The sequence below is a fragment of the Candidatus Methanoperedens sp. genome, assembly GCA_027460525.1.
GTDB lineage: Archaea > Halobacteriota > Methanosarcinia > Methanosarcinales > Methanoperedenaceae > Methanoperedens.
Map to the genome: position 1 here is coordinate 21,745 of JAPZAS010000035.1, position 24,132 is coordinate 45,876.

General features: G+C 45.4%; 27 protein-coding genes and 1 pseudogene. 11 read left to right on the plus strand and 17 right to left on the minus strand.

What is annotated here, in order from left to right; all coding sequences use genetic code 11:
- Positions 1–25 precede the first annotated feature (25 nt).
- The 3 genes from fni to O8C68_12645 all read left to right on the plus strand — a co-directional run bounded on the left by fni (position 26) and on the right by O8C68_12645 (position 3,755).
- Positions 26–1,132, plus strand: coding sequence for a type 2 isopentenyl-diphosphate Delta-isomerase (gene fni, locus O8C68_12635; protein ID MCZ7396637.1), 1,107 nt, complete (start codon positions 26–28; stop codon positions 1,130–1,132).
- A 39-nt stretch (positions 1,133–1,171) separates the two neighbouring features.
- Positions 1,172–2,509: an RNase J family beta-CASP ribonuclease gene (locus O8C68_12640; GenBank protein MCZ7396638.1), complete on the plus strand. Its 1,338-nt coding sequence runs from the start codon at positions 1,172–1,174 to the stop codon at positions 2,507–2,509.
- Positions 2,510–2,792: 283 nt separating this feature from the next.
- Positions 2,793–3,755: a polyprenyl synthetase family protein gene (locus O8C68_12645; protein MCZ7396639.1), complete on the plus strand. Its 963-nt coding sequence runs from the start codon at positions 2,793–2,795 to the stop codon at positions 3,753–3,755.
- Between the two features lie 18 nt (positions 3,756–3,773).
- On the opposite strand, the gene O8C68_12650 is transcribed toward O8C68_12645, so the two are convergent.
- From O8C68_12650 to O8C68_12675, 6 genes are all read right to left on the minus strand, one after another.
- Positions 3,774–4,112, minus strand: a complete 339-nt coding sequence (locus O8C68_12650; GenBank protein ID MCZ7396640.1) for a DUF86 domain-containing protein — start codon at positions 4,110–4,112, stop codon at positions 3,774–3,776.
- Positions 4,105–4,398 carry a nucleotidyltransferase family protein gene (locus O8C68_12655; GenBank protein MCZ7396641.1) on the minus strand — a complete coding sequence of 98 codons (294 nt, stop codon included), beginning with the start codon at positions 4,396–4,398 and terminating at the stop codon, positions 4,105–4,107. Before O8C68_12655 ends, O8C68_12650 begins: the two co-directional genes overlap by 8 nt.
- A gap of 38 nt (positions 4,399–4,436) precedes the next feature.
- The gene (locus O8C68_12660; GenBank protein ID MCZ7396642.1) at positions 4,437–5,033 is read right to left on the minus strand and encodes a hypothetical protein; all 597 of its coding nucleotides are present in this window, start codon (positions 5,031–5,033) and stop codon (positions 4,437–4,439) included.
- A gap of 31 nt (positions 5,034–5,064) precedes the next feature.
- Positions 5,065–6,729: a dihydroxy-acid dehydratase gene (gene ilvD, locus O8C68_12665; GenBank protein ID MCZ7396643.1), complete on the minus strand. Its 1,665-nt coding sequence runs from the start codon at positions 6,727–6,729 to the stop codon at positions 5,065–5,067.
- 157 nt (positions 6,730–6,886) lie between these two features.
- Positions 6,887–7,234 (minus strand): DUF6516 family protein, encoded by a 348-nt coding sequence (locus O8C68_12670; GenBank protein MCZ7396644.1) that lies wholly within the window; start codon positions 7,232–7,234, stop codon positions 6,887–6,889.
- The gene (locus tag O8C68_12675; protein MCZ7396645.1) at positions 7,227–7,544 is read right to left on the minus strand and encodes a hypothetical protein; all 318 of its coding nucleotides are present in this window, start codon (positions 7,542–7,544) and stop codon (positions 7,227–7,229) included. Before O8C68_12675 ends, O8C68_12670 begins: the two co-directional genes overlap by 8 nt.
- A gap of 336 nt (positions 7,545–7,880) precedes the next feature.
- On the opposite strand from O8C68_12675, the gene O8C68_12680 reads away from it, so the two are divergent.
- Entirely contained in the window at positions 7,881–8,123 is a 243-nt protein-coding gene (locus O8C68_12680) for a hypothetical protein (GenBank protein ID MCZ7396646.1), read from the plus strand.
- An 82-nt stretch (positions 8,124–8,205) separates the two neighbouring features.
- Positions 8,206–8,529, plus strand: coding sequence for a hypothetical protein (locus O8C68_12685; GenBank protein ID MCZ7396647.1), 324 nt, complete (start codon positions 8,206–8,208; stop codon positions 8,527–8,529).
- 286 nt (positions 8,530–8,815) lie between these two features.
- Here O8C68_12685 and O8C68_12690 read toward each other — a convergent pair whose 3' ends face one another.
- From O8C68_12690 to O8C68_12700, 3 genes are read right to left on the minus strand one after another with little or no spacing between them, the layout of a single operon-like run.
- Positions 8,816–9,280, minus strand: coding sequence for a hypothetical protein (locus tag O8C68_12690; protein ID MCZ7396648.1), 465 nt, complete (start codon positions 9,278–9,280; stop codon positions 8,816–8,818).
- A gap of 58 nt (positions 9,281–9,338) precedes the next feature.
- Positions 9,339–9,830: a DNA-binding protein gene (locus tag O8C68_12695; GenBank protein ID MCZ7396649.1), complete on the minus strand. Its 492-nt coding sequence runs from the start codon at positions 9,828–9,830 to the stop codon at positions 9,339–9,341.
- 2 nt (positions 9,831–9,832) lie between these two features.
- Positions 9,833–10,774: a replication factor A gene (locus O8C68_12700; GenBank protein ID MCZ7396650.1), complete on the minus strand. Its 942-nt coding sequence runs from the start codon at positions 10,772–10,774 to the stop codon at positions 9,833–9,835.
- Positions 10,775–10,904: 130 nt separating this feature from the next.
- Here O8C68_12700 and O8C68_12705 point away from each other — a divergent pair.
- A pseudogene (locus O8C68_12705) lies at positions 10,905–11,612 on the plus strand (NAD+ synthase).
- Here O8C68_12705 and O8C68_12710 read toward each other — a convergent pair.
- The gene (locus O8C68_12710; protein ID MCZ7396651.1) at positions 11,542–12,909 is read right to left on the minus strand and encodes a tRNA(Ile)(2)-agmatinylcytidine synthase; all 1,368 of its coding nucleotides are present in this window, start codon (positions 12,907–12,909) and stop codon (positions 11,542–11,544) included. The pseudogene O8C68_12705 and the gene O8C68_12710 overlap by 71 nt on opposite strands.
- A gap of 63 nt (positions 12,910–12,972) precedes the next feature.
- Between O8C68_12710 and O8C68_12715 the strand changes: the two genes are divergently transcribed.
- Complete coding sequence (locus tag O8C68_12715; protein MCZ7396652.1) at positions 12,973–13,938, plus strand: transcriptional regulator; 966 nt, start codon at positions 12,973–12,975, stop codon at positions 13,936–13,938.
- Between the two features lie 415 nt (positions 13,939–14,353).
- Positions 14,354–14,578: a hypothetical protein gene (locus tag O8C68_12720; GenBank protein MCZ7396653.1), complete on the plus strand. Its 225-nt coding sequence runs from the start codon at positions 14,354–14,356 to the stop codon at positions 14,576–14,578.
- Between the two features lie 159 nt (positions 14,579–14,737).
- On the opposite strand, the gene O8C68_12725 is transcribed toward O8C68_12720, so the two are convergent.
- Positions 14,738–14,959 carry a DUF2283 domain-containing protein gene (locus O8C68_12725; protein MCZ7396654.1) on the minus strand — a complete coding sequence of 74 codons (222 nt, stop codon included), beginning with the start codon at positions 14,957–14,959 and terminating at the stop codon, positions 14,738–14,740.
- A 161-nt stretch (positions 14,960–15,120) separates the two neighbouring features.
- Here O8C68_12725 and rbcL point away from each other — a divergent pair, with 161 nt between their 5' ends.
- The gene (gene rbcL / locus O8C68_12730) at positions 15,121–16,407 is read left to right on the plus strand and encodes a type III ribulose-bisphosphate carboxylase (protein ID MCZ7396655.1); all 1,287 of its coding nucleotides are present in this window, start codon (positions 15,121–15,123) and stop codon (positions 16,405–16,407) included.
- On the opposite strand, the gene O8C68_12735 is transcribed toward rbcL, so the two are convergent.
- Genes O8C68_12735 through O8C68_12750 form a run of 4 tightly spaced genes read right to left on the minus strand, consistent with a single transcriptional unit; the run spans position 16,400 to position 20,193 of the window.
- Complete coding sequence (locus O8C68_12735; GenBank protein MCZ7396656.1) at positions 16,400–17,119, minus strand: hypothetical protein; 720 nt, start codon at positions 17,117–17,119, stop codon at positions 16,400–16,402. The genes rbcL and O8C68_12735 overlap by 8 nt on opposite strands.
- Before the next feature lie 38 nt (positions 17,120–17,157).
- Positions 17,158–18,105 carry a ribose 1,5-bisphosphate isomerase gene (locus O8C68_12740; protein ID MCZ7396657.1) on the minus strand — a complete coding sequence of 316 codons (948 nt, stop codon included), beginning with the start codon at positions 18,103–18,105 and terminating at the stop codon, positions 17,158–17,160.
- Positions 18,092–19,549, minus strand: a complete 1,458-nt coding sequence (locus O8C68_12745; GenBank protein ID MCZ7396658.1) for a cobyric acid synthase — start codon at positions 19,547–19,549, stop codon at positions 18,092–18,094. The genes O8C68_12740 and O8C68_12745 overlap by 14 nt, the downstream gene beginning before the upstream one ends.
- A 20-nt stretch (positions 19,550–19,569) precedes the next feature.
- Positions 19,570–20,193: an orotate phosphoribosyltransferase-like protein gene (locus tag O8C68_12750; GenBank protein MCZ7396659.1), complete on the minus strand. Its 624-nt coding sequence runs from the start codon at positions 20,191–20,193 to the stop codon at positions 19,570–19,572.
- Positions 20,194–20,296: 103 nt separating this feature from the next.
- On the opposite strand from O8C68_12750, the gene O8C68_12755 reads away from it, so the two are divergent.
- Positions 20,297–21,013, plus strand: coding sequence for a pirin family protein (locus tag O8C68_12755; protein MCZ7396660.1), 717 nt, complete (start codon positions 20,297–20,299; stop codon positions 21,011–21,013).
- Positions 21,014–21,099: 86 nt separating this feature from the next.
- On the opposite strand, the gene O8C68_12760 is transcribed toward O8C68_12755, so the two are convergent.
- Positions 21,100–21,618, minus strand: a complete 519-nt coding sequence (locus O8C68_12760; GenBank protein MCZ7396661.1) for a hypothetical protein — start codon at positions 21,616–21,618, stop codon at positions 21,100–21,102.
- Between the two features lie 128 nt (positions 21,619–21,746).
- Between O8C68_12760 and O8C68_12765 the strand changes: the two genes are divergently transcribed.
- The gene (locus O8C68_12765; GenBank protein ID MCZ7396662.1) at positions 21,747–22,448 is read left to right on the plus strand and encodes a thioredoxin domain-containing protein; all 702 of its coding nucleotides are present in this window, start codon (positions 21,747–21,749) and stop codon (positions 22,446–22,448) included.
- Here the strand turns inward: O8C68_12765 and O8C68_12770 are convergent.
- On the minus strand, positions 22,445–24,124 hold the full coding sequence (locus O8C68_12770; protein ID MCZ7396663.1) for a sulfite exporter TauE/SafE family protein: 1,680 nt from the start codon (positions 24,122–24,124) through the stop codon (positions 22,445–22,447). The genes O8C68_12765 and O8C68_12770 overlap by 4 nt on opposite strands.
- Positions 24,125–24,132 lie beyond the last annotated feature (8 nt).

Sequence of the window (24,132 nt, forward strand, 5' to 3'; positions counted from 1 at the left end):
TGGGTTCATCAAATAGAGGTACTGAATGACCACATCGGACAGGAAGATTGAACATTTATTGTTATGCGTTGAGAAGGACGTTGAAGCGCACAGAACGCATCTTGGACTTCGAGCCAGCGGTTTTGATGACATCGAGCTTGTGCACAACTGTCTTCCTGAGATCAACAAGAAAGCCCTTGATCTTGAGGTCGAGTTCCTGGGTAAGAAAATGCGCGCTCCCTTCCTGATCGCCTCGATGACAGGCGGACATCCTGATACAAAGTCTGTGAATGCAACGCTTGCAGGCGCAGCAGAAGAACTGGGAATAGGCATAGGCGTGGGCAGCCAGAGAGCGGCAATCGAAGACCCGAACATGGAGGACTCGTTCAGGGTGGTCAGGGAAAAAGCCCCGAATGCGTTCATATACGGAAACGTAGGCGCAGCCCAGCTTAATGAGTTCGGGATTGAAGGACTTGAGCGGGCTGTGGAGATGATAGGGGCTGATGCCATGGCGATTCATCTGAATTTCCTTCAGGAAGCCATACAGCCCGAAGGCAATATTGATGCAACCGAATGTCTCCTTGGAATTAAGGAAATCTGCAAAGAACTTTCAGTACCTGTGATTGTAAAAGAAACGGGTGCAGGTATCGCGCATTCCCAGGCATTGGCGATATGCGAAGCAGGGGCTGCTGCTATCGATGTTGGCGGTCTTGGCGGGACAAGCTGGGCAGGGGTCGAAACCTACCGGGCGCAGAAGCGCGGTGATTTGTTATCCCAACATCTCGGGAAGCAATTCTGGAACTGGGGGATACCTACAGCGGTCAGCATCGTGGAATCCTCGATTTCAATTCCTGTCGTTGCAACGGGAGGCGTACGCTCAGGCATTGACGCAGCAAAATCTATTGCCCTTGGAGCATCCCTCTGCGGCATTGCACTGCCTCTTGTGGCTCCTGCTTTGAAAGGGCAGAAGGATGTGGTGGATAAACTGACCATGGTCATCGAAGAACTCAAAGTTGCTCAATTCTTATGCGGATGCAGGACAATTGAAGAACTCGGCAACGCACCTCTTGTCATTACAGGTAGAACGAGAGAGTTTTTGGAACAGAGGGGATTTGAAACGGTTAAATTTGCGAGAAAAAGATATAAAGTATAATTTAAATATAATTTAATAATTATTATGGAGTGAATTAAAATGACAGAAATAGGAATTATTGCAGTCGGCGGCTACAATGAAATGGGCAGGAACATGACCGGGATAAGGATTGATAATGATATCATTGTTCTGGATATGGGACTGCAGCTGGACAGGGTGCAGATACATGAAGACGTGGAAATAGACAAAATGCACTCGATGGACCTGATAAAGATAGGTGCCATTCCTGACGATACAGTCATGAAAGAAGTAAGCGGAAGCGTCAAAGCCATCGTATGCACGCACGGTCACCTCGACCATATCGGGGCAATACCGAAACTTGCGCACAGGTACAAAGCACCTATAATCGCAACTCCTTATACAGCGGAACTGGTCAGGCATGAGATATCCGAGGAAAAGAAATTTAAGGTAACAAATGAAGTAATTCCCCTGAGGCTCGGGGGAACATATAACCTCACCCCTGATATACAGATCGAATTCATCAGGATACAGCACAGCATAGTGGATTCGGCTTTTGCTGCAATCCACACACCGGGTGGGGTAGTTTTGTATGCCAGCGACTTCAAACTGGACAGGACGCCAACTTTGGGCGAACCACCAGACTTCCAGAGGCTCAGAAAACTTGGAAAAGAAGGCGTCAGGGCTATGATAACCGAAAGTACGAATTCAGGACTCTCAGGGAAGACGCCCTCGGAGCAAATAGCAAAAGACCTGGTGCGAGACGTTTTACTTGGAACAGAGGAGACCGATTCAGGTGTCCTGATTACCACATTCTCATCCCATGTGGCACGCATTAAAGCTATCATTGAGGCTGCAGAGGAAATGAACAGGATCCCGGTACTTCTTGGCAGGTCCATGGAGCGCTATCTTTCAATAGCCGAGAAGATGAATTATATAAAATTCCCTGAAAATCTTGAAATTCACGGCAACCGAAATGCCGTTGAAAAAGCCCTGAGGCGCATATCCCAGGATGGGAAGAAAAAATACCTCCTTATAACCACGGGTCATCAGGGCGAACCCGATTCCATTCTCACAAGGATAGCAAACCTGGAGACGCAGTTCAAGATAGAGCCAGGGGATAAGGTGATTTTCTCGGCGAACACAATCCCGAGCCCCATGACGATGGCGAACCGGCATGCCCTTGAGATAAAATTGAAAATGCAGGGAGCACGAATATATGAAAATGTGCATGTGTCAGGGCATGCGAGCAGGGAAGACCACTGGGAACTCCTGAGGATGATATCTCCAGAGCAGGTGATACCGTCTCATGGGAACATGACCATGCATGCAAGCTATGTCGAAATGGCTGAGGATGCAGGATACGTTTTCGGGGATACTGTGCATATAATGAGAAACGGTGAGGAGATGGTTTTATAAAAAACTTTAGGAAAGTTTTATCAAGGAACTTTGGGAAAGTTCCATCAAACGAGGGGTATGCTTTGCATACCCCAACACAGCGTGAACCGATGTTTCGGTTCTCAAACGACGGGTATGGCGCACCATACCCGAACACGCCCTCCCGAGGCGTGACTCGGGAAGGGTATGCTTCGCATACCCTATGCATCATAAAGCGAGGCGTCGCTAAAACTTTAGGAAAGTTTTATCAAACGACAGGTATGCGAAGCATACCTGAACACCGGCTAAAGCGAGGTCTCGCTTTATGATCGAAGAAATCCTGCAGCAAAAAGCCAAAATGGTGGATGAAGCCATCCCCAGATTCCTGCCCATAACCCCGCCTGATGAGATGTATAAAGCCATGCGCCACCTGCTGGATGCTGGGGGAAAGAGGCTTCGCCCTTCTGCACTGCTGCTGGCAACAGAAGCCGTCGGGGGCAAGCCTGAAAATGTACTTCCTGCGGCAGTGGCTATCGAATTGATACATAATTTCACGTTGATCCACGATGACATCATGGACGAGGCTGACCTTCGAAGAGGGCTTGCGACGGTACATAAAAAATGGGGTGTGTCGGGAGCGATAGTTGCAGGGGATGCCCTTTATTCAAAGGCTTTTGAGATTCTTTCGTGCACAAAAAGCGAGCCTTCGCAGCTTGTGGAAAGCCTTGAACTTATGTCGAAAACGTGCACGGATATATGCGAGGGGCAGTGGATGGATATGAATTTCCAGACCCGAAAAGATGTGACAGAGGCAGAATACATGCGCATGGTGGAGAAAAAAACCGCCGTGCTTTTTGCCAGCGCCGTGAAAATGGGGGCGATATTATCTGGCGCCAATCGGGATTATGTGCGGGCGTTATGGGATTTCGGGCGCCTGACAGGGGTTGGATTCCAGATTTACGACGATGTGATTGACCTTATAACGCCTGAGGGGATACTCGGGAAAGCGCAGGGCGGGGATATTATTGAAGGCAAGCGTACGCTTATTGTTATCCATGCGCTCTCAAAAGGGGTCAGTATTGATGCGCTTGGGAAAAGCAATGCCACACGAAGCGAGGTTTCGGCAGCCTTGACTTCGATGAAAGAATCGGGTTCGATCGATTATGCCATGAACAAGGCTTTGAGTTTCGTGGAGGAAGGTAAAGCCGCGCTTAAGGTGCTGCCTGATTCTGAGGCAAAGAAGTTGCTTATCAGGGTTGCAGATTATATGATTGAGAGGAAGTACTAGCGGGAAAGTCCACCGCTATTACTTTTTCGGAATGTCTTGAAAAAGAGGTCTTAGAGTTGGGATTTCCTCTTTTACTGTCATCCAGACAACTTCTAACTTGACACCAAAATACTCGTGAATAACCTTATCTCTCATCCCTGCTATGCGCTTCCAGGGAATTTCAGGATTCTTTGTTCTTACATCCTCAGGAATCCTTTTTACGGCTTCGCCTATTATTTCCAGCGCCCTTATTACAGCAAAAATAGTCTTGTCATCATGAATAAAATCACTGTAGTCCATGTTTTCCGTAAATTGCATGGCTTTGTCCATGGCATCTACTATGTCTTCTATATAGTCCCCGTACTCTCTTTTATACATAGACAACTTCCTTTAAAATGCGTTTCCCTATCCTTGGCTTAAGCGCTCCTTTCATCACGAGGTCTACTTTAACACCTAAGAGTTCACTGAGGTATTCCTCAATTTCAATAAATTTTAGTAATCCAATTGCTTTCCCAAGCTCCACAAGAATGTCAAGGTCGCTGGCTTCTTTTTCTTCTCCTCTCACGTATGAGCCAAAAATACCTATCTCTTTGACCGGATACTTTTGTTTTATTTCTTCCTTATGCTGCGAAAGGATATTTTTTATTTCATCGAGGGTTTTCATTTTAGTGATATTTGTGTTGATTATTTCTGAGACCATATTTAATGACGGCCCTGCATTTGTTTTTTCAAGTCATTTTTAATCAGTTCTATGAGGTCTTCATATTCTTTCTTCTTGGCTCTATTATCGTCTACTAACTGCTGAATTTCAGTAGGAATAATTCGTTCTTGATTTAGGTCTCTATATAGTTGAATTAACTCTTTCTTTCCAATCTGATAATTTTTAAACGCATTAAGTAATTTTGATAATCGTTCATAATGCATGTCTTCAATAAAAAGACAACTTTTTTCAACTTCATCGATCGTCTTTTTTAATTGTATAGAAAATTTTCTCAGATTCTGTTCATTTGCTTCTTCCCAGAGCATATCAGCGGTTAATTTTAAATCATAGAGAGAACTCCAAAGTTTGTTATATAACTCAAACTGTTGCCTTGAATAACGCAAAGCAGTTTCTTTAATCATATCTAACTCATTTTTGTAAGCTTCTAGCTCCTTTTGATAATTACTTTTAACAGATTCAATATATTTGTCTGACCATATCTTGCCAAAATAGGATGACATTGCCAATATTATAGCACCAGCTCCTCCCACAGATATTATGAACGTCGAAACGACTTGAACAGCTTCAATCCAACCCATTTTGGTACCTAACAATTATATTTATGCACGCTTAGTATTTTAATACAGCGCCCTTATCCGCAGAACCCACCTGCTTCTGGTATCGCGCAAGATAGCCCTTCGTAACCTTAGGCGCAGGTGCCTTCCACATCTTCCTTCTTTTTTCAAGTTCCTCCTGCGAAATTTTGAGATTCAACACCCGCTTTGGAATATCAATCTCAATAATATCGCCGTCCCTCACAAACGCGATAGGTCCTCCGTCAGCCGCCTCTGGCGAGACATGACCGATGCTAAGACCTCGCGTGCCTCCTGAGAACCTGCCGTCCGTGATGAGCGCAATTGAATCAAGTCCCATGCCAGCTATTGCCGCCGTTGGCGAAAGCATCTCCCGCATCCCTGGTCCGCCTTTTGGCCCCTCGTATCTTATAATCAGGCAATCGCCGGGTTTGATTTTCTTTCCCATTATAGCCTTCATCGCTTCTTCCTCGCTATCAAAAACGCGCGCATGTCCTTCGTGGTGAAGCATTTTCTGGCTCACAGCAGTTTGTTTTATCACAGAACCTGAAGGAGCAAGGTTTCCTCGCAGCACAGCTATGCCACCTTCTGCATGTATAGGGGAGTCAAGGCTGGCGATTATCTCCTTATTGGCGAGCGGATTCATGATTATATACTCATCCAGGTTTTCGCCGACGCCTTTCCCTGTCACAGTCAGCGCATCCAAGTAAAGCATGGAGCGCAGACGCTGCTGGATTGCAGGCACTCCTCCGGCGCGCTCAAAATCGATAAGGTAGCGGTCTCCTCCCGGTCTTAAGTTTATAAGGTGCGGCGTCTCCCTGCTTATTTCATCGAACTTCGAAAGCGGGAGTTCAAGCCCGAATTCAAGTGCTATTGCAGGAAGATGAAGCGCAGTATTTGTGCTGCCCCCGATTGCCATGTCGATGCGTATCGCATTGTCAAGCGATTCCTGTGTGACTATCTGCCTCGCTGTAATCTCTTTTTCCACAAGTTCAAGGAGCTTCATACCCGAGTGCTTTGCTATCCGTGTCTTTTTGGCATCCACTGCATGCGCTGTGCCGCATCCGGGCAGGCTCAAGCCCAGCCCCTCTGTGACGCACGCCATCGTATTGGCGGTAAAGAGTCCCGCGCATGAGCCTGCGCCGCAGCATGCACAATCCTCCAGGTTCTTGAGCTCCTGGTCTGAGAGTGTGTTGTTCCGGCGCGCTCCAACAGCCTCGAACAACGAAATAACATCGCGGGGCTCATCCCCTACAATTCCAGGCATCATGGGTCCGCCTGTTACAACGATTGTGGGGATGTCAAGCCTGCCTGCAGCCATCAGATGCCCGGGAACGATCTTATCACACGTGGGTATCATGACCATGCCGTCAAACTGGTGCGCCTCCACCATGAGTTCAATGCTGTCGGCTATCAGTTCCCTGCTCGGAAGGGAATTCTTCATGCCAGTGTGACCCATCGCGATGCCGTCGCATATCCCTATGGTGTTGAATTCAAACGGCACGCCTCCTGCCATTCGTATACCTGCTTTTACGGCTTCGGCGAGCTTATCAAGATGGATGTGTCCGGGTATTACCTCGTTCCAGGAGTTCACCACGCCTATGAAGGGAAGAGCCATTTCTTCATCGGTCAGCCCGACGGCTTTTAATAAGGACCTGTGCGGGGCGCGCTCAAGTCCTTTTTTGATATTATCGCTTCTCATGATACCTTGTGTAGAGTACCTCAATTATTTTAAACATTCCGTTTGTACATCACGGCTCCGATGCATAAATATCACTGGCTATATATTAAATCTCAGCGCCGCGTTTTGAAAAGGCATCGGCGCATCAGATACGCATACCTCTTTTCATTTTACAAATCTAACTTTCCTCCTGGATCATTCGTTCCAGTTCTATCAAAATATCTTCTACCATCCTTTCCTTTGATTCAAGAACGGCTTCCTTTACATGCTTGTGGTGAGGGAAAGTCCTTATTTGTTTGTGGTGTGGCGCATTGTCCCACCTGATGATAAGTTTCTGTCCTTTGGATACGTGATAGGCGTATCTTCGAATCTTGGGTGTGGCATGCTCCCAGACATGAAGCTTCCAGCCATTTACTAAACGCACCTGGATTTTTAATTTATAGTACTCCCCAAATGCATCGGAATCGATTGAGAGAATAGAATCAACAATTCTGGATTCCCTTAAAATATTGATTACTCTATGCACTTATACCAGTCTCTCTGGCTGCTTTTTTCCAGACTTTCAGCATGTTTTCTGCGGCTTCCCACTCCATCCATTCATCCTCTTCTGCGATGGACGCGCCTTTTTGTAATTTCTTTGAAAAAGCATCAAAGGATCCATATTTTTTCTTAAATGCTGTAAGCTGTTTTTTATAAAATTCTATTTTGTGCTTGATGAATTCCTTAGTAACATCCCTCACGAATTCTCTGGTTGAATCGTATAAACCAAGCTCTACCAGTGGTTTGGCGGCCTGCTTTAATTCGGTCAGAACCTCATTCTCAATTTCTGAACTCATAATATCTTTCTTGGAAGCGTGAGGGTAAAAGCTTTTTGTCAAAGTACAGGTTCGTTGTTTTTTATCGCTTTGCGCTCTTGGCGTCTTTGCGGTTGATGTTCAGGCTCACCGCAGAGGGCGCAAAGGACGCAAAGACAGGATGACGGGTAATTCAAACGAACTTTCAGACAGGATTTACAGGATTGACTGGATATTTTTCATCGCGTGAATCCTGTTATCCTGTCCTAATATACTCCTTCAGCGAGAGTTCGTGTCAATTCGGCGCAACGGTTAAAGAGGGGAATAAAGTATATACGTTATACAGTTTAAATATATACACTAGAAAGTTGATGTAATTTGATAACATGGAACAATAAGCCATTAATTCCAGACCATAATAGAAATGCAGATGGCGAGATGGTAGAACTTGGGCTTGAAATGTATCAGGTAATAGAATTGCTCGAAAACGGAACTGAGGTAAGCAAAAGAAAAAAAGGCATAGTTGAAAAATGGTGTCAGAGAGGAAAGAACATCTACATCGTGGCAATCGAGGACTATGAGGATTACTGGCTGATAAGGCATTTTGATAAACCCGTCTAAAAAGGATGAATATCTTTGGGTTTATCAAAAGTCGGAAAAATTCGCGCTACAAAGGACAAATTAAAAATATTGCGAGGTGAACATGACTCATAAATGCAATGTCTGCGGAAAAGAGATGAAGGAAGTAAGCGATATCAACCTGAAAGGGTTCGTGATACGCGGCTGGAGATGCGAGTGCGGTAACGAACACAGCAACCCGGAGGACGTGGATAACATAGTCAAATACTTCAAGGCATTGAAGAAAGGCGTGGAGGCTACGGTATTCAAGTCGGGCAACAGCATCTCGGTGCGCCTGCCGAAAGTGATAGCTGACCTGTATCACCTGAATACGAACCTGAAGCTGCCCATCGAGACAGAGCCGGGCGGGATAAGGCTGAAGGTTGTGAGGAAGAAGGTGGAGGCGTGATTGCACTGGAAGATTAACAGCGGACTCAAAACGAACTCGTACGAACTCTGAGTTCGTATTGAGTTAGTACAAGTTCGTTGTTTTTATCGCTTTGCCCTCTTTACGTGCTTCGCGGTTGATGTTCAGGCTCACCGCAAAGTCGCAGAGGACGCAAAGACAGGATGGCAAAATTCAACACGAACTTTTCAGACAGGATTTAAAGGATTGACTGGATAATTTTCATCCTGTGAATCCTGTTATCCTGTCCGAATATACCTGGCGCCTGCCCAAAGTGATGGCTGATTTCCTATTTTGCAAAGAATCTTCTAGTAAAAAAATTCGATATAAAGACTATAATAATTAGAGCTATCAAATATGGAAAATTTTCTTTAATTAAAGGTGAGCTAATAAACTCAGACAGTAGGAGCGAAATGGTTCCAATTATCAAAAAAAATATCCCGATATCAAATAAAGTATTAGCGAATATATTTGTTATTCCCAATTGGCCAATATTAAAATAGTCAGTATGTATTAATTTCTCTCCTCTCTCTTTTTTTTCAATTGTAGGTAAAATATCCCCTTTCACCACCGTTTCCCGGTAAATTAACACAACACCAGAGAGTATTAAACAAAAACCAGATAATGTAAAAAGAGAAACCTCCGAAATACTACTATTAGCCTTAACGAATTCGGCTATCAGTAAGCAAACTGACCCTAATGTAATGATAGAGATTTCCGTGTCTATCTTTGTTACAAACATTCTAAATTTCATAAATCCCACATCTGAAGTGTCATTTGTTATAAAAATAAAAAAAGGGCAGGGAACAGCCCTACCTCGCCCTCACCGACTCCAGCGCCTGCGCCACCATCGCCTTATAAGCATCCACGTTCACGACCCATCTGTCCCTTGTCGCAGCGTCCACTACCTGCATGGACTCAGCCCTGATGGAGATAAGAACGTTCCCTTCCTTGGTGGTAAATGTTGTCGGCTTTCCGATGACCGCGATGAACTCAGGCGGCGCGGTCTTTGCCAGTACCTGCGCAGCCTCGGGCTGGTACTGCCCGGCTGTCACATAGAAGACGCCTGTAGGGTCAACGATACGACCGCGCCAGAAATCAGAGTCGTTCCCCACATTTTCTTTTTCTGTGAGCGTGCCCACGATGAAAATGCGGTTGCATTTTGCTCCTGTCGGTGTGATAAGATACTGTTTTGGATACTGGTCGTCCTGTCCTTCCTTTAATTGGAGATTTGACTCATTTAGTTCTGCCGCAAACACACGGTGCGCTACTTCACGAACGTATACTGATCCATTTTCAGCCATGATCACGCCTCCATTGCAAGAGGCGCCGCAGTTACTGCAAGTAACCTCTTAATGTCTTCATCGATCGGTTTTACATCTAGTTTGATGGAATCGACCAGTATGAACCTGTCAAGTTTCCTTCCGGTCACTACATAATAGCGTCCCACAAGCTTATTTTTCATAAAATCAAGAACAACGCCCTGGTCAAGCGCTTCTGTTGCCATTTCCTTTGCTTTTTCAAGGGTGATACCGGTGAACGCTTCGGTTATTTCTCGGTTCATGAGGATATCTTGTACCTTTTCACCATCATCAAGGATAGCTTTAATTCGCAAGTCATATAACCCTTCAACCTTTCCGTGTTCGCCACAAGCGCCTTTTACAAGCGCCCGGTTGCATTCGGGACATCTCTTTATCAGACCTGAACCGCTCTGGACATCCACGATCGCACCAGTGAATTCGGTGAGTGTGTTTCCCACCTCGATATTTTCATTTATCGGAATAATTTCACTGGTTTTATTTAAACTGACACTAAATCGCTCTTGCCATTCAGAAGTTACCACATTCTTAAATAGGTAGCATTTTCCTTCTTCAATCTGGGGAAGGTTTGCCTTTGTCCATTTCTTGAATGCTATTGTTCCCGATTCATCGCCAAGCAGTCCGCTCTGGGAAAGAGATTCGTGCCTAGCATCCCACAACTGGACTACTTTACCCCGCACCGTTACCCATTTTCCATCCTCTTTTATATCTGATACCTTTACCTGCGGAGTTTCACGCGGAGCGAAAAATTCACTCTTGGGAACATTATGTTTCTTTAAGAAAGAGTTTATCACGTTTCTGCGTGCTTCTTCAGGAGGGACCTTGAATTTATTTATCAACTGGTCCAAACTTGATTCTATTTCACTTGTCTCTACTTTAACGCCCAGTTCCATGAATCGGGCTTCTATCTGTTTTGCTATTTCTTTCATATCTTTCCTCAAGCCTCTTGTTTATTTTTATTTGAGAGGCAAACTATACCTTAGCCTGACAACATATAAAGCTTCTCAGAGAGCGGAGTGAAAGTAATAATATATAATAGAGAATCTCAATTTAAAGCAGATGAACCAGATTAGCTATCCTGCAATTAAAAATAAAATAGCCAGCTTCATAAGCGTCAAAGTTCAGGAATCGGGGGCTAGAGGAGCAGTCATAGGTTTGAGCGGGGGAATAGATTCATCATTGACGGCATATCTTGCGGTAGAGGCGCTCGGTAGAGAGAATGTGCTGGGGCTCCTGCTGCCCGAGAAAGGCATCACATCAGAACAGGATATCGATGATGCAGTGGAAGTCGCAAGAATACTGGGCATAGAGCATAAGCTCATTGAGATATCTTCGGTTTTGCGCTCATTTTCAAAAGTCATAGCGGATTTCGATAAAATGAATATCGTTGCAAACGGTAATCTAAAAGCGCGCACTCGCATGTGCATATTGTATTATCATGCAAACCTCATGCGGCGCATGGTTGTGGGAACAGGGAATAAGACGGAACTGCTGCTCGGATACTTCACAAAATACGGCGACGGCGGCGTAGATATTGAACCCATCGGCTGCCTTTATAAAACTCATGTACGCGGGCTTGCCCGTTATATGGGCGTACCTATCAGGATTATTGATAAAACCCCCACGGCAGGCTTATGGAAGGGACAGACCGATGAGGGCGAGCTGGGTGTATCCTACGATACGGCAGACAGAATACTCACCATGCTGGTAGATGAAAAAAAGCACGTTTCCGCGGTAAAGACGAATTTTCCTCCCGATATTGTGGATCAACTGGCGGCGCGCATTTCTTCAAACGAACACAAGCGGATGCCACCTGCATCTCCCGAAATCTGATGAGTGGCTTTGAGAGATGCCTCCGTGCGGACGGGGGCACTTCATAAAATCTAGGTGAAAGGTTTCTTTGTAGCGTCTCAGTAACCTTTTCTTTTTTTACTGCCCCGCATTTTTCACACCTGTAGCCCTGTTCTTTGCCCATGGACTTCATTCGTTTTCTGCAGCAGAGGGGGTTTCGCAGTTCATGCGGATTGAGGGATATTACCTTGATTTTTTCAATGTTCAGAGTCCTGTCTTTCACGCTTCCACAGACTGTTACCTCATCCCCTGCGCGAAGCTGCCTGATGATATTGCGAAAGCCCTTTGTGGGCTCAAAGGCAGCGCATTCCAGGGCGGCGGTGCCGTCTGCCAGCCCGAAGATAACATGCCCGCCTTCTATCGTTTTTGGGGGGCTGCTGACCGTGCCATTGAGGCTGTATGAACGGTCGTTCCTGACCTCGTTGATGTTTGCAGGAATCAGGTGCATATCGGTATTCTGGTTTGTCCTATAGACAACATATCGTTCGATTGGCTCGCTTTTTATCATTGAAAATGCATTTCTTACCGCGCTTTCGCTCTCTCCCCGAATGCCAAAAAGAATCGGGTCCGGCGAGTGGGGGGCAAACACGATGCGCTTATTCTCGTAATCCACGGTGTCCCATGTGTCAGGATACGTGGTGGCATCGGCAGCCCATACCGAATCCTCTTCGATTTCCCGCAATGTGCCCCACTGTTTTTTCTCACGGTATGCTATCAGCTCGTATGTGAAATCAGGAATACCGCAGAGCGCAAAGCCTGCAGCAGCAAGCGCTCCGATCAATCCCCTCCCGTTCTTGAATCCCTTGTGGCTTATCCCATGGCGTTTTAGCAGTTCCTTGGCTTCATGAATTTCCAGCACATCCTGCACGGCTCGCATCGAGAATCGGGACAGTTCATCCTGCATCTCTTCTGTAGTATCTTCAACAAAAACGACTCCAGGGTTGGTGTTTTCATCTGAAAGAACAGCCATATCTTTCACGGTTTCAATGACCAGCTCTTTTACTTTTCCAGCGCCTGTGCCATTTTTCAATTCAAGCGGAATTGCGATAGCGGCGTTGCCGCGTGTTTTATATATTATGTTGGGGTTCAGGCGGACAAGAAGCGGGTATTCGTCTACCGTTCCGTATTTTTTAAGTTTTTCGATGAGCACGGCTGCAAGATACGTTGTGCACATGCCTTCTCGTGAATCCGTGTCGTCGAGCCCTATAATCATAAGTCCTCACTATCTCCGTCGCATAATATAACTTTATATAGACGTAGGAACAATCGAAATTTAATGAATAAAGAGTTACTTATAACTCGTGCCATCGCTATTTTGAGCAGGGCTGGCTTTATCATTTCCGAGCGCTGTGATATCCGCCCCAGGAGTTTTGATATGGCAGCCAGACGTGATAATTTACTGCTGTTGATTAAGGTCATCTCCAATATCGACGGATTAAATGAGGAAACTAGCAGGGAAATGCAGTTCCTTTCAAAACATCTGAACGGGTATCCCATTGTAATAGGAGAAAAAACCCGCGACCATTCCCTGGAAACAGGTGTGGTCTATTTCAGGTATGGCGTCCCTGCATTTGACATAAACACAGTGCATGACTGCTTTATAGAGGACAGCCCGCCTTTGATTTATGCCGAGCACGGCGGCTTGTATGTAAATATCGGAGGAAACATCCTGAAAGAAGAACGCATCAGGAAAAATATATCCCTGGGCGCGCTTGCATCGCTGCTCGGGGTCTCAAGAAGGACTATTAGCAAGTACGAGGAAGGCGAGATGGCGGCAAGCGTTGATGTTGCGCTCAAACTTGAGGAAGTACTGGACAGGGGTTTTACGGTTGCGGTTGACCTGTTCGAAAAACTTGATTTGAACGATCCCCGGAAAAAAGCAGATGTCGCAAACGAATATTCAAATATTTTCTCAATCTTAAAGAATATGGGATTCGAGGTGTCGCCTATTTCCCAGGCGCCATTCGATGCGGTATCCCAGTCTTCAAACCGAAGGGATGAGACCACGATACTGACAGGCGTGGGTGAATGCACAAAAACGATGGTCAAAAAGGCGCATCTGATGAGCAGTATATCCGAGGTTGCTCATACCCAGTCGCTGTTGATAGTACATGGGGCAAGCAAGACGAAAAATATTGAAAGAACCGTTCTTATGGAAGATAAGGAGCTAAAAAAATACAGCGACAAGGATGATTTTATAGACCTTTTACATGAGCGAGGGCGGCGGATCGAGGTTTCATGAAGGGTCGAGTTTCAGAAAAGTGGGAGCGTTTCGATTTGTTGTGGGGTTTGTCCTTCGATAAAATATCCCTCAAATACAGGGTTATGGCAAGACACAGAAATCACAGAGTTGTAACACCCTTACAAGAATTAAACATCGTTCAAAACAACTTTTTAAATAGCTTTATTCAGGAGAGAGGGAAAGTTTAAAACCAAAAAGTTTAATAAGAGATAATATTATTTAAAAGTCTGAAGTAATATATAAGTTCTCAAAATCCAATTGATTTGCTTATAACAATTTTTGTATTAATTATTTTGATTTCTGTTTTTGTGCCCCTTTTATCTCAACTTGCGGGAGGTTTCGCTTCATTCCTTTTTTTTATCGCAGCTATATTTATTATTCTTGCATTAATCCTCCCACTTTTTAAAAGGTTAATTTGGGATTTCTCACGCAAAATGGGATAAATCTTTTATTAGTGATTATAGGTGCACCTACTGGTTTTTATGCGAATTGGCAATTTAATATTGATGTTCAAGAAAAATATTTTATTACTTCAGTTCTTATAACGGTAATAATGTTTGTTTTGGTATTAATAAAAATTGATTTAGTTAAAGAGGAATTATTAGAAACAGTAAGACCTTCGGGGAAAAAACCTAAATAAAAAATATCTATTTATCATAATATATGTTTAATCTTATTTAGATACGTAATTATCCATGCTTTTTTTAATTCGCAGTATTGAAATCAAGAATTGAAAGGAATTAAAGAGAAGGGCATATCGGCGCCTGTGACGGATAGCACAGATTTTTGGGTAAAGCCCTTACGCTGCTGCCTTTGTAACTGAAGGCATTTCCAATTTAAGACCTGTCAAATCTTCCATCTTGAATTTTTCTTTTATGTTAAGTATTTCTATTCCTACAACCTTGCCAGTGGCATCGTAATCAACGATAAGACCCTTCTTTATTTCCTCGCTCTCTTCTATCGCGTCCTCACTGATTCTGAAGTAGAGCGCATCACTTTCCAGATCGATTTTAATTCTCATCTTTGTTTCCTCAACCTTTTATCATAAAACATTGTTATCACTGTATATGGTTCTTCCCTTCCTTTAATAACTATTCTCAAAACTTTTTTCCCAATGGACTTTGCTCATCTGACAGTTAAATCTTTTAATTTCTAAAATAATAGACTGAGCAAGGTGACAGAATGACTGAGAAAATTGATTGGTACGATGAATTTGTTGATCTGAACTATACCCCGGCAAAGAATGATTTAATATGCCTCTATTATTTCGAACCTGCAAAGGGGATAAACGCAAAAGAAGCCATCGGGAGAATCGCCTCTGAAAGTTCTGCGGGCACATGGACCACGCTCCACGAACTGCCTGCGCGAGTTGCCAGGATCAAGGCGCGCGCCTTTGAATTAAACGGCAGATACGTAAAAGTGGCTTACCCGATTGACCTCTGGGAGCCCGGCAATGCGCCGCAGTTGCTGAGCGGCATAGCAGGCAACATCTTTGGCATGAAAGCCTTGCGGAACTTAAGATTAATGGATGCCTCCCTTCCTGCAAAGTATATCAGCTCCTTCAAAGGACCGCATCACGGAATTTCAGGAATCAGGTCGCTATTGAAAGTAAAAGAAAGACCCATCACAGGCGCAGTGCCAAAACCCAAAATCGGCTTCAGCGCTGCAGAACATGCAGGGGTTGCATACGAAACATGGATGGGCGGGTTTGACCTTGTAAAAGATGATGAAAACCTGACCTCCACTTCCTTTAATCGTTTCGAGGAGCGCGTAGAGCGAATGGCGAAATTGAGGGATAAAGCGCAGAAGCAAACAGGGGATGAGAAGGATGCACTCCTGAATATCACGGGCGAAACGAAGGAAATGATACGCAGGGCGAAATTACTTTCTGATTCCGGATTCCGGTTTGCCATGATCGATGTGGTCACCTGCGGCACAGCCTCTGTCCAGACTCTGCGCGAGGAATGCGGCGACCTTGGCCTGGCGATACATGCCCACCGTGCGATGCATGCAGTCTTTGACAGGAATCCAAAACACGGGATTACGATGTATTTCCTGGCTAAACTTATGCGCCTGGTAGGTGTGGATGAAATCCATGCGGGTACGGCGGTTGGGAAACTGGTGAGCACTAAAAAGGAGATAACCCAGATTGCCGCTGTGCTTCGCGACCCTGCAATAACAGAACCGCTGCCGCAGGATTGGGGCTCGATAAAACCTGCGCTCCCTGTTTCTTCGGGCGGGCTTCATCCCGGTTTAATACCTTCCGTGATGCGCATACTTGGAAATGACTGCACGCTGCTTGTGAGCGGCGGAATACACGGACATCCGGAAGGAACGCGTGCCGGCGCAATGGCTACGATGCAGGCGATAGAGGCGTCAATGGAAGGGATTGACCTACGTGAGTACGCAAAAAAGCATAAAGAATTACAGCAGGCACTGGAAAAATGGGAATATTTAAAGCCTAAATAAATAATCTTTTCTCAACTTTTTTCCTTGGCGGTTTCTTTTCGGGTTTTTCATTCTCATCAGTTTTTTTCTCAGGTATTGCCTTTGTTTCTTCCTTTATATCAGCAGCTTTTTCAGGTTCTTTTTTAGCTGGTTTTTTTCTTTTGATCTCTTTTTTCTCAAGCTTTACTTCCTCTATTTCAGGAATCTGGATTTTTTCTGATGGCGCAGCCTCTTCTTTTGTTGCCTGTTCGACAATTTCTTCAGGTGCCTTTTTAGCAGCCTTTTTCTTTTTTCTCTCTTTTTTCACAGGCATCTCCTTGACTTCAGGCAGCCTGTCTTCAAGTTTAACTTCGGTTTTTTTTGCACCAATATCAGGTGTGATTGTCATGGGTTTTTCAGGGTGCTTAATATCATGCGCCTTCACGTCAAAACTTTCTGGCTTGATTTCAGCAGGTGTATTATTGTCACCAAGGTAAAGTGTGCGTTCTTTCTTTTTCGGTGATGGCTTTTCAGCAGGTGTATTATTGTCACCAAGGTCAAGTATGCATTCTTTCTTTTTCGGTGATATCATTTCAGCAGGTGCTATGTTAGTGATACCAGCCAATTCGGACTGCTGTTTTTCAGGTTCGCTTTTCTTTTCCATTTTTCGAATGCGCACAAACAAAAAAATCACAATTATTATGAAAATAACGTTTGTAATTGCAAGTATGATTTCAATTTCAGTTAATGTCATAATATCTCCTTTCCGATTTAATATTAATAGTATAATACTTAATGCTTTTGATAGCCGTCAAAGTTCATCTCGCCAATTTCCCATCCCAGGTATTCCCTGATAATAATATATGCCATCTCAGGAGGTATCGCCCCGACCTCGGTGCATATAAGGTCAATGTACTCACGCGGTGTCACATCAAACGCAGGGTTTTTCACGCACACATTGGTAAACTCGCCCAGCATTTCCCCGCTTATGACCTCACTGCTGTCGCGCTCCTCTATCTCAACAAGTTCACCCAATATCGTTCGTGGGCTGAATTTATAGGTCTCGGCAGCTATTATCACATTTTTCCTGGCTTCATGGGCAGCCAATGCCAGTTGTGAAGTCCCGATCTTATTGATGACCGAGCCATTCACAGTCACGGCATCAGCTCCCATTATCACAAGGTCAACATCCTTCATGAAATATCGCACAGCTGAATCCACGATCAAAGAGGTTTTTATCCCGATGGCATCGAGCTGTTTTATCGTAATATGCCCCTGCATTCTGGGGCGTGATTCCGTGGCGATAACGTTGATAGCCTTTCCCTGGGCATGCGCTGCCGCAAAAATCGAGATTGCAGCCGCAGAGTTGCAGTGCGTCATTATGGTATCCCCGTCTCGCACCCTCCTTGCGCCTATCTCTCCTATCCTCTTGACCGCGTTCTCGGAACCGGCGATAAATTCATCTGCCAGTTTTTTAATAATGGTTTTTGCCTCATCCACGGTTTCACCTTTATACCGCATCACAGCCCTCACAGCATTTGGCAGCGATACCGCAGTGGGGCGCGTGCTCACAAGAAGCTCTGCGGCATAATTCATCTTTTTGTTAAACTCGTCCAAGTCATTTGTTTTTATCCTGCCTGCATAATCACGAAGCTCCCCTGCCGCAGCCCGTGCAATCCTGCCCGCGCCCCGTATTTGCATGGTTTTTATCTTTTGTGCAATTTCTTTAAGCTGCTTCATGTTCCTCCAGAAAGCTGTATATCAAGTCCATATTCAAATGAGCCCCAACAAGCTTTGCGAGTTCCTCTATACCATCGCTCATTTTTTCATCTGTATAGGTCAGTCCTTTGCGCTTATATAAATAGCCAAGGAACGAGTTTTTTATATTTTCGTTTTCAAATAGCCCATGAAGGTATGTACCTATCACAAGTCCATTATCGCTCACGCTCCCGTCATCCCCGAAGGCGGGCTCCCCTCCAGCAGTTTCACCCATATGGATCTCGTACCCTTTTACTTTTTCACCTTTTATCAGCCCGAGAATAGCCCCGTCTCCTGTAACAATCTTCTCTGCCTGCCTTGTTTTTTTCTCGTATCTGCCAAACTGAGTGGATACATCGAGAAGTCCCAGACCCTTTACCGAACATGCGCCGCAGCTTCCTTCTACCCCGCTGTCGTTGATATCATTGCCCAGCATCTGGTAGCCCCCGCAGATTCCTATAACAGGAATTCCTTTGTCCGCTTCTTTTGTTATTCTTTTGTCCATTCCTTTTGAGCTTAATTCTTTCATGTCGTCCATGGTATTCTTGGTGCCGGGCAATATAATAGCATCCGGCTCATTTAATTCATCGCCAGGCTCGATATACCTGACATCTGCGCAATGCTCAAGCGGCTCAAAATCCGTGAAGTTTGAGATATGACGAAGCCTTATCACTGCAATCCTGACCGGCTTGCTGTTCTGGATTTTATCTTTTATGGACACAGAGTCCTCGGACGGGATTTTCATATCCATGTACGGGATAATCCCGAGTACAGGCAGACCCGTGAGCCCTTCAAGCTGTTTTATGGCGGGCAGGAGCAGTTTCATATCGCCCCTGAATTTATTTATCACAATCCCGCGAACAAGCTGTCGTATATCAGGAGGTAATAACTGCAAAGTACCATAGATACTTGCAAACACCCCGCCGCGCTCGATATCCCCCACAAGTATCATCGGCGGCTTTGCATAACGCGCCATGCCGACGTTCACTATGTCACGATGGTAAAGGTTGATCTCAGCCGCGCCTCCTGCACCTTCGATTATAATCACTTCATGGGCACACGCAAGCCGGCTATATGCGTCCTTGACGATTGACCTTATCCCGTCTATTGAATCATAATATTCTCCGGCTTCCCTGTCTGCATAAGGTTTCCCGAGGAGAATCACCTGAGAGATATGATCTCCTTTTGGCTTTAAGAGAACTGGATTCATATCAGCAGAAGGCTTTTGTCCTGCGGCTTGCGCCTGTATCGCCTGGGCTATCCCTATCTCCCGTCCGTCCTCTGTTACCCACGAGTTAAGGCTCATATTCTGCGCCTTAAAAGGAGCGACGTTATATCGTTTTGACAGAATCCTGCAAAGCGCAGTTACAAGTACGCTTTTCCCCACATGGGATGCAGTTCCTATTACCATGAGGTTTTTTGTCATGTATCTGCCAGTCAGGCATGCTATTCTATCTTGTCCACTCTTGTCACGCGCAGCAGAGCATTCAGGGGCACGCCTGAGATATCATCTGTACCTTTCTTATCTACCAGTACTGCAATTGCTAAAGTCTTGGCTCCCATTCCCTCAAGTACAGCCACGGCTTCTGAAAGTGTTGTGCCTGTTGTGACAACGTCGTCTATCAGGACGCAGTTCTTTCCCTCCACCTGCGCGAAGTTCTGGCTGATTGTGCCTTTTCTTTCTTTCGACCCGGGCTCCCATTTCTGCTTATTCGGATGGTATGTGCTGAATTCGCATCCAAGTTCATCTGCTACAAGGTTGGCAAGCGGAATCCCGCTCAGGGCAACACCAACCACAACATCCACGCACGCCGATTCATCAAGGCAGTCAAGTATCATATCTGTCAGTGCGCCTGCTACCAGACGCTGCCTGATCGAACTTCTGCCGATGTTGCTCCAGTCGATGTAAATATCCTTGGGCGCCGCCGCTGCATCTCCTCTCTTTGCATGGGTCAGAAGCCATGTGGCGGTCTCGCGGGAAACGTTGAGTTCATCCGCAATCTGACCTGTTAAAAGCCCTGCAGCCTGAAGTTCAAGTGCTTTCTTGGTAAGTTCTTCGATTGTCTTCATAAATATCAATGGCAATACTTTTTCTTTGTATATAAGAGGTCTGATACAGAACGTCATATTTTTATGTGAGAGGATCATTTTACCATAATAAGGGAGTGATTGAATGATAATAGTCAGAAATCCAGAAACCATCTATCAAGCAAGCGGTCAAATCCAGAACGGCACCTTTCACGGAAGATGGCACTTCTCCTTTGACCAGTACTACGATCCTGAATATACCCACTTCGGCCCCCTGCGCGTGTTTAACGATGATACGCTCTCCCCCGGCGCAATCTGGCCTCTGCATCCTCACCGTGATAACGAGGTCGTGACCTACTGCGCAGGCGGGGAGTTCAGGCACGAGGACGAGCACGGGAAAGGCGGGATACTCAGGAAGGGCTGGGTGCAGCATACCACAGTTGGAAAGGGTATGTGGCATTCTGAGATCAATAACAAGCCTGACGAACCAATGCGCTTCATCCAGATGTGGTTTTTCCCGACAACGCACGGATTGGAACCCTCGGTAGAGCAGAAAAAAGTTGAAAAAGCAGACAGGACGAATAAATTCCTGCCCATCGTATCCAATTCCCATCCAGGGGCTCTGCGCATAGTCTCGGATGCAGCGGTCTATTCCTGTTTCCTGGAGGCTGGTAAAAATGCAAATCACAGGCTTGCTGCCGGTCGAGCTGCATACCTCTACGTGCTGGAGGGCGGACCCTTGGATGTGAACGGCATCCACATTCCAGCGCTGGGCGCAGCAAAAATCACGGAAGAAGCAGAACTGCGCGTTGAAGCAAAAAAGGATGCGGAGCTTCTGCTTGTGGATGTGCTTCTGGTCTAACTAAATCACCGCAGAGGCGCAGAGAACGCAAAGCGTAGTGCAATCTTTGCGAACTTTGCGTCTTTGCGGTGAGATTCCTGTTGACTCTAAGCGATGTAGCTTGCGCTTCCCCTGTCAAAACCCTCCACAAGCTCAAGCCTCATATCATCAGCCTGCCATGCAGCATCGGGATAGACAAGATTCTTGAAGAAATGCGTTGTGTCAGCAGCTATTCTTGTGGCAAGGTGCTCTTCCCCGAATGCCTCTTTTGTAATCTCCAAAACCATCTGTCTTACTCCGCTTTCACTGAGGTACCCCAGCGTGTGCAGGTACTCGTGCAGCAGGACATGAAAGATGTAGGGTTTGTAAAGCTCTGGTCTTGTTTCACTGATTCTCTCAAGCGGGATTTTATTCATTACGATGACGTTTGAGCCCACGGGATAGAAGGCTCCAAAAAACCCCTGCGGGTGGTTGCCCAGGTTTGCCAGTCCGAGCATGATGCCGCCACGGCTCTTTTTTCTACTCTCCCATACCGCAGACTTCACAACCTCAAAGATGTCTGCCAGTGTCCTTGCGTTATCCAATCGTGCATGAAAGTTCCTTACGTTATTTGTTTCTATTTCCATCTTAGTTCTTTTACCTCGTTTATAATTCGTTATGTTACGAACATATATACATTGACGCGCTGTAATTAATACCTTTTGCTCCCACCAGCCGCAATGGTTATAAAAGATAAACCTGATAAACTAAGTAAATGTCTAAAAAGAAGAAGCAAAAGCTCCCCGAGAAAAAATCAAACACGACCCTAATATATGCAGCAGTGGCAGTGCTGGCAATAGTTGTTATTGCGGCGCTGGTATTATATTTCCCTTCCACCCCACAGGTGAAGCCGGCTGAGAAACTTCCGACTGCCGGAGAGTATGTCAAGCTAGATTTGCCCACTACTTATGAGCCCGGCAAGGTTAAAATCATGGAGTTTTTGAAATTCAACTGCCCTTTTTGTTATAATCTTCATATGAACCTGCCCCAGATTCTGAAAAAATATGGCGATAATGTCACGATAACTTATGTTCCAATAGTATGGCTAGGGAGAGAATCAACCAAGAGCATCGAAGCTTATATCATCGCTGACCACATGGGGAAGGGCAAAGAGATGCAGGATGCCTTGTTTAATGAGGCGGCTGCGGAAGGATTAACGCAAGGAAAAGAAGATTTGATGATGATGCAGAACGTGCAGACCCTCGAAAGCGTGGCAGCGAGCATAGGACTTAACTCATCAAAATTCAACCCGCAACTTGAGGGAAATCAGGCGAGTGATGCAGCCAATGCAAATCTCCAACTCATGAATAAATACGGCGTGCAAAGCACTCCTACAATCATAATCAACGGGAATATTGAGGTCAATCCCCCGACGGCAGAGAATCTTGACACGGTTATAGGCTCGCTCCTGAGTTAAATTATCCCTGCGTACATCAAAACCGCAATTATGAGCAATGTCGCCCCGGTAATCAGGCGTAGCAGTGCTCTTTTTTCTTTCCTGAACTTCTCGACCTTTTCAGGATTCAAGCCGAATGCAATGGCAGCGCCAAGCACAAGCACAGGCAGCACCACGCCGAGGTTGTAGGCTGCAAGATATACAAATCCTGTACCCTCACCTTTTCGTACCATATCGAGAATCACAAAATAGACTGCGCCCACGCATGGGGCTTTTATGAGAGAGAAGATGGCACCCATCAAAAATGAGGCTGGAAGGCTGACCTTCCTGGTCACGCTCTCCGTCAGGCGGATGAAAGCTTTCGGGGTATAGAAGGAGGATTCCGTATTTTTCCGGAGATGATATGCATCATACACATGCCAGAGCCCGAGGATTCCTATCAGAACCACAAGGATGTTCCTGATAGTGGTCTGCAATGCCGGGGTTTGTTCAAATATCCGTAATATGCCTATCCCCACTATCAAATAAGTCACGAAAATACCGAGGCTGAACATTATGACGATAAGAAGAACATTGCGCCTCCTGCCTGTGGTTGCAAGGGTGACGGATGCGATAAAAGCCAGTATAGCCAGGAGGCAGGGGTTAAAGCCTGCCAGGAAACCCACCACAAGCACAGATGGCACCGACAGAGTAATTGTTTTTTCCACTAAAACATTGCCTTGGGAAACGGATGTGCCTTCGAGAGCTGCTTTTAAAAGTGCTTCAAGCTTTGCTGTATCGCCGTTATAGTCCTCGTATGCTATCAGTTTTTCTTTGTTTATGACAATCGACGGCACGCCAGGGAGACTGTATTTTTTCGCAAGTTCAAGTCCCTCGGTAGTGAGAACATTGTATTTTGAAAATACTACCCTTTCGCCGTAGGAGTTGACCACATTCTCAACCACAGGCGTAGCTTGTGCGCATTTTGAGCAGGAAGGGTCATAAAAGTATTCAACTGTTAATTTATTCACGGTCTGTGTGTTATTATTTGCCAGCCGATTGCTAATCGGTGTATTATTAATCTGTATATTGCCTGACGCCGCGGAAACGTTTGAGCCTTCCCTCTCAAGTGTGATTTTCTTATAGGTCTCAAAAGCCTTTCCGCCGAAATTTACTGTGGCATTGATGGAATACACGCCCGGCGCAATTGCAGAACATTCCTCGCATGATGGGGTCTTGAACTCAAAATCAAATCTGTTTGAGCCTTTTCTAATAGAGGCGTCCCTTGTCTCGCTTATCGATGCCCTGCCAAACGCATTGTTAATCCCGGAAACCTGAATCTGCCCTTTTCCATCGTCAGATGAATTAAAGTCTAACTGCACTTTCAATGTCTCATTCGAATGGTAAACATCCTTTTCCGTGAATATCGAAAGAATCAGGTTTGCAGAATCGGCTTCCAGTTTTCCGGCTTTGTATGTGCCGCACACACTGGAAAGAGTCCAATTTCTATACTCTCCTGTAAAATTCACGGTTTTTTCAAATGGGATTCCTGAAACAGTATTATTCTCAAAAATCAAATTGATGCAGATTTTTTTACCTTCAAACGCTCCCGGATTCGACATTAAATCTGAAGGCGAAACTACTTTGTATGCGGATGTCCCGAGACATCCGAGCACCGCAAAAATAGTTAAAACAAGGATTATATATTTATAATTCATGATACTTT